We start from the raw sequence: 12,022 nt of genomic DNA on the forward strand, positions 1-12,022 counted from the left end.
ATAATACAAATATCAAACAAGATGGGGGAGTCCATAATGGCAAATAAAATTTTAGTGTCGACGACGGAAAATATTCCAGGGCATAATTATGAAGTGATTGGGGAAGTGTTTGGTTTAACCACGCAATCTAAAAACGTGTTCAAAAATATTGGTGCGGGTCTTAAAGGAATTGTTGGTGGTGAAATTAAGGCTTATTCGGAACTACTGACGGAGGCACGTGATACAGCGATCAGTCGCTTACGGGATAATGCAGCAGAAATGGGCGCAGATGCCGTGGTGATGATGCGTTTTGATTCAGATTCAATTAGTCAAGATATGGAAACGGTGGTTGCTTATGGGACAGCTGTAAAATTTGTTGAGTAATTTTAAAAAAATAAAGGCCAGTATTCTAAGAGATTACTTTATGGTAATCCTCTTAGAATACTGGCCTTTTTGAAACTAAGATTTCTTTTTTTTATGTGGCTTTTTCTGAAGTTGAGAAACTTGTTTTTGTAAGTGGTCAACTTGTTTGGAGAGACTATCAATTTTATTTAAGAGTAAAGTTAAATCGTTATCTTGAATGTTGGTATTATCTGAAGTGAAGAATCCGGTAATTGTACTGGTTAACAAACCAATAAACCCAATTCCACCAAGCATTAGGATGGCCGCAATGATTTTTCCAATGGCCGTATGCGGGAAAATATCGCCATAACCAACGGTGGTTGCGGTGGTGATTGCCCACCATAATGCGTTTGATAGAGAAATTTTTTCAACAATGGAATACAAAAGCGCACTCAAGACGACGATTACAACACTGGCGTAGAGAAGATAAACAAAGCCAGTGGAGTAAAAGAAACGGTGGACAGATTTTGTAAACTTGCCATCCAGGCCTAGATGCCAAAAAATATGATAATAACGAACCATGCGAATGACCCGTTCAAATCGAAAAATGGCAAAAATCGGGTGCAACGGAACCAATCCAAGCATATCAAAGGAGTTATCAACCAGAAAACCTTTCTTATTTTTTGATAGCCCTAAACGAACTAAGTAGTCTATTAAGAAGATTACTAGGATGATGTTCATGATGACTCCGATTGAGCCTTTTAATAGATTAATGTGGGTAAAGAAAGTTGAAAAAGCTAGACCACTAGAGAAGAGTGCCAGAGCACCAAAAATAATGTGGTAACAAATAAGCCAACCTCTTTGTTTTTTAGACATTTTATTCACCTGTCATTTCACGTATTAAGCTTATTTTAACTCTTTAATAAGCTGTGTAAACAGATGGGCTTTGATCACAATGATTTTTTAAAAATTGAAATGCTGAATTTAGCTAGTAAGTCGGCTTTTAATCGATTAGAATCAAGAAAGAGCAATTCAAATGTTTTTTATTTATAAAGTAGAGTATGTAACTAAAATAATAAAATGAATAATGATTGGGAGGTTTACGTTTGAAAAAAATATTAGCACTCCATACAGGTGGAACCATTTCAATGTCGGCCAATGAACTAGGTGAAGTTTCTACAAATGAGGAGAATCCGTTATTAGATAGTCGCTTTATTGACGACAATATCGAATTAACCAATGAAACTATTTTGAATAAACCATCAGAACACATCACACCAGATGATATGTTCAAGATGCAAAAACGCGTAAAAAAAGCAGAAGGTCAAGGGTATGATGGAATTGTGATTACCCATGGAACAGATACATTAGAAGAAACGGCGTATTTTTTAGATTTAACTTTGCCAAATCATCTACCAGTAGTTTTGACGGGAGCAATGCGTTCTTCTAATGAAATCGGATCAGATGGTGTGTATAATTTTCAGAGCGCAATCTTAACCGCCGCCGCTGATGAATCGGTGGATAAAGGCGTTTTGGTGGTTATGAATGACGAAATTCATACGGCGCGCTATGTCACCAAAACGCATACTACCAATGTTGATACGTTTCGGACACCGACATTTGGACCGATTGGCTTGGTTGGAAAACGTGGTATCCACTATTTCCAAGAATTAATTCAACAAGCGGTTGTGCAAGTTGATGAGCTTAAACACAATGTCTATTTACTGAAAGCCTACGCAGGGATGCCCGCAAGTCTCTTGAGTTGTTTAGATAAAAAAGAGACCAATGGCATTGTTATAGAAGGCTTGGGTGCTGGAAACATGCCGCTAGAAACGGTAGGTGCCATTCAACAGCTACTTGCAGACGAGATTCCAGTGGTAATGGTTTCCCGTTGTTATAATGGGGTAGCGGAACCCATTTACGATTATCCAGGTGGTGGCATTGCGTTGGAACGTATGGGTGTTACTTTCTGTCAGGGACTAAATGGACCCAAGGCGCGGATTAAGCTGCTGGTTGGAATTAGTGCCGGTTTTACTGGAGAGAATTTAAGAAATTATATTAGTAACGCAGTATCGTAAAATTAAAATTTTGTGAGAAGATTAAAAATGCGCTATACTATTGCTATCTGAAGAAAAAGGTTGGGATGAAATGGCTGATAAAACGAAATTAAGAAATGATTTTTATGACGCAGTGAATGGCGAATGGCTTGAAACTGCCGAGATTCCGGCAGACCACTCTTCGACGGGTGGATTCATGGACTTAGTTGATGATGTGGATGAAAAATTGATGAGCGATTTTGCTGATATGAAATCTGGCAAACTTGTCAACAAGGATCCTTTGATGACCGAATTTTTGAAGTTTTATGAATTAGCAGCAGATTTCAAGAAACGTGATCAAGATGGTACAGCACCTTTAAAACCATATATTGATAAAGTTGAAGCAGTTTCTAGTTTTGAAGAGCTCAGTGCCCAGTTCAAAGACTGGTTTGTTGAGGGATTTCCAACGCCGTTTGACATTGGCGTGCAACCTGATCTTAAGAGCCAAGGCAAAATAAAATTGAATGTGCTTTGGGCTGAGGGTGGTAATTTGATCCTTCCTGATAAAACTTATTATGACAAAGATAATCAGGCTGGCCCACAACTCTTAGCAGTCTTTACCCAAATGACTGAAAAATTACTCACAATGGTGGGTAACTCTAAAGAAGATGCTAAAAAGATGGTGGCAGACGCTAAACAGTTTGATGCTTCAATGGCGCCTTTCAAAAAGAACTCCGAAGAAATGAGCGATGTGGCGAACTTATATAATCCAATTGATTTTGATGAGTTTATCAAACAATTAGGTGAATTTAAGATTGGCGATGCCATTACTGAGGTATTGGGTGAAAAAACAAAACAAGTTATTGTCACTGAACCTAAATTCTTTGAAAACTTTACCAAGATTGTTAATAAGGACACTTTCCCAGCATTTAAAAACTGGGTAATTGTCAATGTGGTGCGTCACTTAGCAACATATCTTGGCGAAGACTTCCGCCAGACTGCAGGAATCTATCAACGAACCTTATCTGGTCAAAAAACAGCCATGAAGCAAGAGAAGAGTGCCTTTTATTTGGCACGGCGAATCTTTAGCCAAGTTGTTGGTGATTACTATGGTAAGAAGTACTTTGGTGAAAAGGCCAAACAAGACGTTCATGATATGGTTGTTGCGATGACTGGTGTTTACAAGCAGAAATTGCAAAATAATACATGGCTCAGTAAGGCTACGCGTGAAAAAGCGGTCGTTAAGTTGAATGCCATGGATATTCATGTTGGCTATCCAGATAAGATGGAAGATGTCTTTAAAAAACTACATACGACGACCGCGGCAGAAGGCGGCAGCTTATTAGAAAATGTCCAAGCCTTTTCTAAAGTGTTTGCTGAAGATGAACTCAGTAAATTTAATCAGCCCGTGGATAAAGAAAAATGGGAAATGAGTGCTGATACGGTTAATGCATATTATTCACCAGAAGGTAACTTGATTTGTTTCCCAGCGGCAATTCTTCAAGCACCATTTTATAGTTTGGAACAAACACCAAGTCAGAATTATGGTGGAATTGGGGCCGTAATGGCTCATGAAATTTCGCATGCTTTTGATCCTAATGGCGCTTTGTTTGATGAAAACGGAAGCTTGAATAATTGGTGGACGGATGATGATATGAAGGAATTCAAGAAACGTTCACAAGCCATGATTGATGAATTTGATGGGCTTCCATATGCAGGTGGCAAGGTTAACGGTAAATTAGTGGTCACTGAAAACGTAGCAGATGATGGAGGCCTGAGCTGTGCATTGGGTGCGGCTAAATTGACAGGTAATCCTGATTTGGAAGAGTTCTTTGTGAACTGGGCCACAGTATGGCGTAGTAAGGCTACAAAGGAACGCAAACAATTGCTTCTTTCAATTGATGTGCATGCACCAGATAAATTGCGGGCAAATGTCCAAGTGAAAAATTTTGATGAGTTTTACGAAACGTTCAATGTGCAACCGGGGGATGGCATGTATCTGCCACCAGAAAAACGGGTGCAAATCTGGTAGTGAGTGAGACAAAGCGTTAAAAGGTGCTAAATAAGTGTGACGGATGCGGGATCGCAATCCCGCGGGAGTCATACTTATTTAGCACCTTTTGCTTTGTCGAGCTGTCCTAAAAAAAGTGAGCGGAGTGAAACGGGAGCTATAGAGATATAAGGACGTCGGTAGCGGGATCGCAATCCCACGGTTAGACGTGCTTATATCTTTATAGCTGTTTCAAGAAGCTGTCCTAAGGCGGTCGAAAAAATACAAACAGAGATCAGCAGTGTAGGGTGCATAAAAAGGCGTTCACAGATTATGGAATTCTCCAAAGTCTGTGGACGCCTTTTAGATTTTGTCTTATTTAGTAATGTAAATATAAAGATGAGTTGTAGAGTAACCAACTTCGAATTTCACGCCGTTAGATTTAATCACATTAGTGGCAGTTGAGGTACTGCTACTCTTTTTAGCATCTTTTAGTAATTTCTCAAATTGTTTCATAACTGATTTAGGATTTGCACCTAATTCATTGGATAGAAGTGAAAAGACCGTTCCAAAATCCTTTTGGCCTGATTCCTGTTTCATAGCTTTTACGGGCACAATGAGGGTTAAGCCCATTAAATTCTTATCCTGATAGTTAGCACGTACTGTGTAATTATTTTGTGTGATGACGTTTTTGACGCCGTTTGACATATTAGTTGGCAACAATTTATCTTTGTTTTCTTTTTTAGCAGTGGCCATTGCGGCTTGGACTTCTTTGCCTTCTTTTTGAAGAGCAGCCATTTCTTTACCCTGAGCTTCTAACTTAGCGAGGGCTGCTTTTTGTTGAGAGGCTGGTAACTTAGCAATTTCAGCTTTGGCTTTAGCAGCCGAAGTTGGTTTTGAGGAACTAGCTTTGGCCTTTTTTTCAGCAGCGGCTAAGTCCTTAGCTTTTTGTTGATCTGCTTTTGACAAGGACATGCCAATTACAGCTTGATTATAGTTGTTAGCAATTGGTTTATATTGACCAAGTGCTTTTCGCTTATTAATAGTGACTTTTTTAGTAATCACATCTGAACCTTTTTGAGAAGTGATGTTAACCGTCTGTTTTTTGGTTTTTGCAGGAACTTCGACTACATAAGCCCCATCAGTATTTTTAACGGCTTTTTTAGCTTGCTGATCGATTTGATAGCTTATTTTCGCGTTTTTGCTTGTTTTTCCTTTAATAACGGCTACCATGCCACTCGGCGTTTTAGTGGATGCACCCACTGATAGGCTGTGATTGCCACAACCAGCTAATGCAACGAGTGCAAAGAGCCCAACAACTCCAGTTAAAAACTTTTTCATAACGTACCATCCTCGTATTAATTTTCGAATTATCCGTGTCAAATATGACACGCTGTCATAAACATGAATTATACACCCATCCACTAAGAATTACGAGGGTCAATTAGGTAAATTTGGAATAAATTCACGAGGATTCGCCAAGTGGTTTTGATTATTACTTTTAAGCAGAAAATATTGTAAAGTTTGTGTTTTACTTTGAAACGGATTTATAGTAAGATGAATATTGTTGTTTGGAGAGTAAAACACGAACAAACATAAAGCTAATTCTAAATTAGCCAGGTTAAGGGAGAAAGTACTTATGGGAGAAAAGATTAAGAATTATTTTCAAATTGATCAGTTACATACGACTGTGAAACGTGAGATCTTGGCAGGATTTACTACGTTTATTTCCATGGCCTACATTTTATTTGTGAATCCAAGTGTTTTAGGTGCTTCAGGGATGGACAAAGGAGCTGTGTTTACGGCAACTGCTTTGGCAAGTGCGTTAGGTTGTTTTTTGATGGGAATTTTGGCTAAATACCCAATTGCAACTGCTCCAGCCTTAGGAATTAATGCCTTTTTCGCCTATTCTGTTTGTATCGGAATGAAAATTCCTTGGCAAACTGCCTTAGCGGGTGTGTTTGTGGCTTCATTAATTTTTATTGTGATTACAATTTTTAAATTACGTGAAATGATTATTAATGCGATTCCTGCTGATTTGAAATATGCAATTTCTAGTGGGATTGGATTGTTTATTGCTTTTATTGGGTTACATGATGGTGGCTTGATTGTTGCTAACAAATCTACAGTGGTTGGTTTAGGATCACTGGGCGTGGCAACAACATGGTTGACGATCTTTGGTTTGATTTTAACTTCTATTTTAATGGTTCGTCGGGTTCCAGGCGGTATTTTTATTGGGATGGCTGCAACTGCAATTTTAGGTCTACTGACTGGCTTGATTAAGGCCCCCGCACAGTGGGTATCCACGGCTCCAAGTTTGAAACCAACATTTATGGTTGGTGTTGAACACATTGGTGATATTAATACCGTGCAATTATGGGTGGTTGTTTTAACCTTTTTATTGGTTACTTTTTTTGATACGGCTGGTACTTTGGTAGGACTGGCGCAACAAGCTGGTTTTATGAAAGACAACAAGATGCCTCGAGTTGGTAAAGCATTGATGTCAGATTCGACGGCAATGTTAGCTGGTTCTGTGTTGGGCACTTCACCAGTTGGCGCATATGTTGAATCTTCAGCCGGAATTGCGGTAGGTGGTCGTTCTGGATTAACAGCGGTCACAACGGGTGTCCTGTTTATCTTAGGTCTATTCTTCTCTCCAATGTTGGCTGTTGTAACAAGTCAGGTGACGGCACCAGCTTTGATTATTGTCGGTGTTTTAATGGCTCAATCAATGAAGCACATTGCGTGGGAAAAGATGGAAATCGCAATTCCTGCATTCTTGATCTTGATTGGAATGCCATTGACATACAGTGTTTCAGATGGAATTGCGCTTGGGTTCATTATGTATCCAATCACAATGGTTGCTGCAAAACGAGGCAAAGAAGTTCACCCAATTATGTATGGATTATTCTTTGTATTTATTTTCTTTTTGATTTGTCGAACTGTCCTCAAGCTCAGCGGCAAATGACTAGGTAGAAGCTTGTGAAATAAAAGATGGTCCACTTGTAAAACAACGGTCAAAATTTAATGGGTCTTTTCTTTATTTTTTATTATCATCATTACTAAACTTAGTAACAGAATTTTTTCTTGGATTATTTTTTTTATTAGATGAATTTTTATCAGGAAGTGACCACATGTGTTCCCACCAAGCACCGTAAGTACTATCTTGTTTGCTAGAGCCAACAGTACTAGTATCAAAAGAAGCTTTGTGGTCACCACATGATGACAAGGTTAAAAATACTAATCCAACAAGAACTACGCCTATAATAGATAACGTAAATATTTTTCGCATATTGAACCCCTCCAATTCAATTTAGCTGTTAATATCTTAAACTATAAAACAAAAGATTAGGTACTTTTTAAATTCCTGAAATCGTTTACATTATACACCCAGCTGTGTAAAACAGATAAGTTAATTGGAGTATGAAGATTAATCAATAAAAGAGCAGGTTCTTAGGCTCTAAATCTTTTTGATTGCTTTTTCTCTCAACATAGTGTTATCATCAAAAATGGTAGTTAAAATTATATTTTTAGCAACTACTATTATGAAACAAAGGTAGTTTTGGTACGACATATCATTTTTGAAGGGAAGAACGCGGCTGCAGCAAAAAATATTCATTTTGAAGCATTGATATTTCGTATCTCATTCTAAGCCTTTGTTGAGAAACAAAAGGAAAGAGGGTTTTACAATGAGATTTGGAAATTTTAGTAATCGTGATTATCGTATTGCGTTAGATACAGAAACACAATTATTCTGGGCAAGCGAAAAGAACGATCCAAGTATTAAAGCTAGCGGTGTTACAATCACCGAAGCACTTGACAAGTTAAACGAAAAAACTAATGGTCTAGTACAACAACAGTACGCAAACTAATAAGAAATTCGAGGTCTAGCAATTTTGAATGCTGATGATTCCGTTTCGGGTAACGTGTTCGATTCCTCTAGGATAAGTTGATACAATGGTATTAAACTTATTCTAGAGGAATTTTTTTATACATATGAATGGAGAATAAAAATGGCAGCTAAAAAGAAATTTTATGCAGTTGCAAAAGGAAAACAGACTGGGATCTTTACAGACTGGAATGAGACTAAGCCAATGATCGATGGTTTTCCTGGGGCAAAATATAAAGGTTTTAAAACTGAAGCAGAAGCTCGTCAATGGTTGAATGATGGCGGGGTAATATCAAAAACTAAGCCTACTAAAAAGGTAAATACGGCCCAAAGTCATCAAGCAAATGATACGGAAATTATTGTGTATACCGATGGTGGTTCGCGAAATACAGGAAATGTGAACGGTGGTCATGTTAAAAAGCAAGATAAAGCGGCCTGGGCCTACTTAATTAATGTTGCTGGCAAACAAATATCCGATTCACAAGGTGAGTTTGGGGCAACGAATAACCGGATGGAAATTATGGCGTTGCTTCGGGCGTTAGAATGGTTAGTGGAAAATCAGAAGCAAACTGATGAGATTTCGGTTGTGACCGATTCACAATATGTTTTAAATGCGATCCAAAAGCATTGGCTAGCGGGTTGGAAACGACGTGGCTGGAAACGGGGATCTGGACAGCCTTTGGCTAATAGTGAACTATGGCGCCAATTGGACGGGCTGCTGCCAAAGTTTTCCCATCTGCAATTTTACTGGACAAAAGGCCATGCAACTAACGAGGGTAATGTTTTTGTGGATCACTTACTAAATCAAACGATGGATAAAATGAGTGGCGGGCAAGTTGCTAACAAGGCAATTAGGGCATCATCTCCAGCGCAAACGGCGTCTAAACTGACAAAAAAAGCACAGAAAAAAAGCGTCCCAACTTCTGAAACGCAGAAATCATTGGACGCCATTAAAAAAAGTTTGGAAAAATTGGAATGGTACAATGATTAGCTGAAAAATTTATCGAGTAGTTGCACACAACGAAAAGCTTAAAGTGTTTTGACTGCCAGGGTAGGTTGGGTCAATTTCAAATCCGGTTTTCTTCAAAACAGTAATGGCAGGAGTGTTAGATTGCTTTGCAACTGCATAAAGTTTTTCCAGGCCTAATTCGTTAAACGAAAATTCTGTCATCCGTTGCAGGATTTCAGTCATGATGCCATGATTTTGTTGGTTAGGAAGAACTTCAAATCTAACTTCAGCAGCAGTTTTGGAATCGTTAAAATTCCAAATGCAAAATGTGCCTAAAAACTTTTCAATTTTGCGTTCAGAGATACCCCACAGTAAAGAATCATTGTTCATGATGGCACGCATGATTTTATTTACATAATCAACGGTAGCCTGAATATCTGAGTCAACATCACGGTCGCTCATTTTAGCAACGTTTGCGTCGTGACGAAGTGCGTAAATATCTTTTACTTTTGCAGCGGTCAGCCAATCTAAAGTAAAATGTGGGGTTAGAATTGGGCGATACTTTTCGAATTTCTCCATGGAAAGTTGCTCCTTTTCATAATTAATGGTTATTTTGCTTTCAGCAAAATCCTATTTTCAAAACGGATGTCCATCCTTCTAGGCCGAAGCTCGGCCAGGCGGAATGGCTCCTTTTCAGTATTAATGGCTATTTTGCTTACAATAAAATCCTATTTTCAAAACGGATGACCATCCTTCTAGGCCGAAGTTCGGCCAGGCGGAATGGCTCCTTTTCAGTATTAATGGCTATTTTGCTTACAGCAAAATCCTATTTTCAAAACGGATGACCATCCTTCTAGGCCGAAGTTCGGCCAGGCGGAATGGCTCCTTTTCAGTATTAATGGCTATTTTGCTTACAGCAAAATCCTATTTTCAAAACGGATGACCATCCTTCTAGGCCGAAGTTCGGCCAGGCGGAGTGGCTCCTTTTCCTTGTTAATGTCTATTCCTAGCATAAAGCATTTTGCAAACGTTCCAAGCAAAGTTACTTGGTGTTTTACTATTAAGCGGTTACAATAAGCCTAAAATAAAATTTGGGAGGCGTTGATATGAATATTAAATTTGATTCTGTATCTGCAGATAAAGTTCAAGCCCATTTAGACGATAATAAACGATTGTTACTAACTTTTGAAGATGGCGTTGGAGATTATTCTCAACACGCAATGATTCATATGCAAGTCCAGTTTACCATTAATGTGGTGGCCAAAGATATGCCAACGACTGGTTACAACGCGGTCGTGCATTCCAATATTGGCGATTTACTAATTAAAGATTATTCGACTGATGATTTGGAAGAAAATATGTCTATGAAATTTAACACGCACCTTGGTACTTTGCAATTAAGTGGCGATGGCGGCGCAATTGATGATAACGTTGGCTTCATTGATTTTACAGATAAAAATGGAATTAAAAATAATCCTGCGCGCTAAACTTACTCAAAATTATAACTTTAGATTTTCAATAGCAATCACAGCCCAATAGCTTATGTGGTTGCTTTTTTACTGTCATTTCAGCATTGTCACTCTTGCTGAACTCTTGTAGAATGAAGGAACATACTATTTTGGAGGTGTGAAAATGGATGATCGTACAAAACAAACATTCAGTTGGCCGTTATTTCTTAGTCCATTTGTGTCTCGACTAGGGGATGCCCTCTTTGTCTTTGGGTTAAACTGGTTTATTGTGCGCGCAACCGGTCACGCCTCTTTACTGGGAATTGTGCAAGGAATCGGGGGCATTGTATTAGTGGCTGGCGATTTATTTGCGGGACCGTTAGTTGATAAATATAACCGTAAATTGATTATGTTGCTTGCGGATATCGTCAGTTTTTTGGCCTGTTTAATTATGGCTGGAATTATGGATGTTAATAAGCCCGTTTTTTATCAATTAGTCTTGTTAACGTGCATCATTGATATCGGATTGGCGTTTAATTTTCCAGCTGCGAAAGCGGTGGTTCCTGAAATTATTCGCAGTGATAAATTATCAACTTTTAATTCTTGGTCAAATACAGGATTGACGTTAGCTGATATTGTAGCGCCATTATTTGGTGGGTTCCTACTGACTTTACACTGGATTAATTTTCGTTCATTCTTGTTTATTAATGCGTTGTCTTTTTTATTATCCTTCATTTTTACTTTAGCGTTAAAATACAAACCTGAAAAAGATCACACGAAAGAATCCATGCCTATTTTGGAGAGCTTAGTTAAGGGACTGAATTATGTCCGCAATAAACGAGATGTGTTTCGACTAATTATTTTTGATGCCTTTTTAGCCGCAATGTATGCAGGTTACACGTTATTGTTGCCCTATGATGTGGATCATTACTATAATGGGGATGAGAAGTTATACAGTTATGTCTTGACGTTGGTGGCCGTGGGCGGTATGCTGGGTGGCCTATCTTTGGTCTTAAATAAACACCAACCAAGAATCAAAACAAATTATCAGGATGCTTTCATTCTCGCAATTGTTTTAATTTTGACAGGAATATGGATCAATTATGGATTATTGTTGGTCTCTGCTTTTGCCTATGGATTTTACACATCACGAATGAGTATTCGGATGATGACAATTGTTCAAAACTTAACGGACATTGCATTTTTAGGGCGCGTTTTTTCGATTTGGTTTTTATGTTTTGACAGCATGCACCCATTAGGATCGTTTGTCTTTGGTTTCATTTCCGACTGGTTTAATCATGGGACATTTTTTGTCTTAGGCGGATTAGTGTTGTTGGGATTATTGGTCGTATATTTAATGGGCAGAAATTCGGATTAGGAGATGGTTAA

12 protein-coding genes are annotated in these 12,022 nt (G+C 38.4%); 8 read left to right on the plus strand and 4 right to left on the minus strand.

From position 1 onward, the window contains the following. The first annotated feature begins 36 nt into the window (after positions 1–36). Positions 37–363 (plus strand): heavy metal-binding domain-containing protein, encoded by a 327-nt coding sequence (locus tag ADU73_RS07645; RefSeq protein ID WP_046871536.1) that lies wholly within the window; start codon positions 37–39, stop codon positions 361–363. A gap of 75 nt (positions 364–438) precedes the next feature. Here ADU73_RS07645 and ADU73_RS07650 read toward each other — a convergent pair whose 3' ends face one another. Then, entirely contained in the window at positions 439–1,197 is a 759-nt protein-coding gene (locus ADU73_RS07650) for a potassium channel family protein (protein WP_062913360.1), read from the minus strand. A gap of 230 nt (positions 1,198–1,427) precedes the next feature. Between ADU73_RS07650 and ADU73_RS07655 the strand changes: the two genes are divergently transcribed. Both ADU73_RS07655 and ADU73_RS07660 read left to right on the plus strand, forming a co-directional pair. After that, positions 1,428–2,399 carry an asparaginase gene (locus ADU73_RS07655; RefSeq protein WP_046871534.1) on the plus strand — a complete coding sequence of 324 codons (972 nt, stop codon included), beginning with the start codon at positions 1,428–1,430 and terminating at the stop codon, positions 2,397–2,399. 70 nt (positions 2,400–2,469) lie between these two features. Next, a complete protein-coding gene (locus tag ADU73_RS07660; RefSeq protein WP_062913361.1) occupies positions 2,470–4,389 on the plus strand; it encodes a M13 family metallopeptidase in 1,920 nt (639 codons plus the stop codon). A gap of 333 nt (positions 4,390–4,722) precedes the next feature. On the opposite strand, the gene ADU73_RS07665 is transcribed toward ADU73_RS07660, so the two are convergent. Next, positions 4,723–5,688 (minus strand): hypothetical protein, encoded by a 966-nt coding sequence (locus ADU73_RS07665; protein WP_062904041.1) that lies wholly within the window; start codon positions 5,686–5,688, stop codon positions 4,723–4,725. 298 nt (positions 5,689–5,986) lie between these two features. Between ADU73_RS07665 and ADU73_RS07670 the strand changes: the two genes are divergently transcribed. After that, entirely contained in the window at positions 5,987–7,315 is a 1,329-nt protein-coding gene (locus ADU73_RS07670; protein WP_062913362.1) for an NCS2 family permease, read from the plus strand. Between the two features lie 72 nt (positions 7,316–7,387). Here the strand turns inward: ADU73_RS07670 and ADU73_RS07675 are convergent, their stop codons facing one another. Beyond that, positions 7,388–7,639, minus strand: a complete 252-nt coding sequence (locus ADU73_RS07675; protein WP_046871530.1) for a hypothetical protein — start codon at positions 7,637–7,639, stop codon at positions 7,388–7,390. A 397-nt stretch (positions 7,640–8,036) separates the two neighbouring features. On the opposite strand from ADU73_RS07675, the gene ADU73_RS07680 reads away from it, so the two are divergent. Further along, complete coding sequence (locus tag ADU73_RS07680) at positions 8,037–8,219, plus strand: hypothetical protein (protein WP_046871529.1); 183 nt, start codon at positions 8,037–8,039, stop codon at positions 8,217–8,219. A 141-nt stretch (positions 8,220–8,360) separates the two neighbouring features. Then, positions 8,361–9,227: a ribonuclease H family protein gene (locus ADU73_RS07685; protein ID WP_046871528.1), complete on the plus strand. Its 867-nt coding sequence runs from the start codon at positions 8,361–8,363 to the stop codon at positions 9,225–9,227. 9 nt (positions 9,228–9,236) lie between these two features. Here the strand turns inward: ADU73_RS07685 and ADU73_RS07690 are convergent, their stop codons facing one another. Then, positions 9,237–9,764 carry a GNAT family N-acetyltransferase gene (locus ADU73_RS07690; protein ID WP_046871527.1) on the minus strand — a complete coding sequence of 176 codons (528 nt, stop codon included), beginning with the start codon at positions 9,762–9,764 and terminating at the stop codon, positions 9,237–9,239. Between the two features lie 527 nt (positions 9,765–10,291). On the opposite strand from ADU73_RS07690, the gene ADU73_RS07695 reads away from it, so the two are divergent. Both ADU73_RS07695 and ADU73_RS07700 read left to right on the plus strand, forming a co-directional pair. Continuing rightward, positions 10,292–10,672: an iron-sulfur cluster biosynthesis family protein gene (locus ADU73_RS07695; RefSeq protein WP_046871526.1), complete on the plus strand. Its 381-nt coding sequence runs from the start codon at positions 10,292–10,294 to the stop codon at positions 10,670–10,672. Positions 10,673–10,817: 145 nt separating this feature from the next. Continuing rightward, complete coding sequence (locus ADU73_RS07700; protein ID WP_046871525.1) at positions 10,818–12,011, plus strand: MFS transporter; 1,194 nt, start codon at positions 10,818–10,820, stop codon at positions 12,009–12,011. Positions 12,012–12,022: the final 11 nt, after the last annotated feature.

The organism is Pediococcus damnosus (assembly GCF_001611155.1).
Classification (GTDB): domain Bacteria; phylum Bacillota; class Bacilli; order Lactobacillales; family Lactobacillaceae; genus Pediococcus; species Pediococcus damnosus.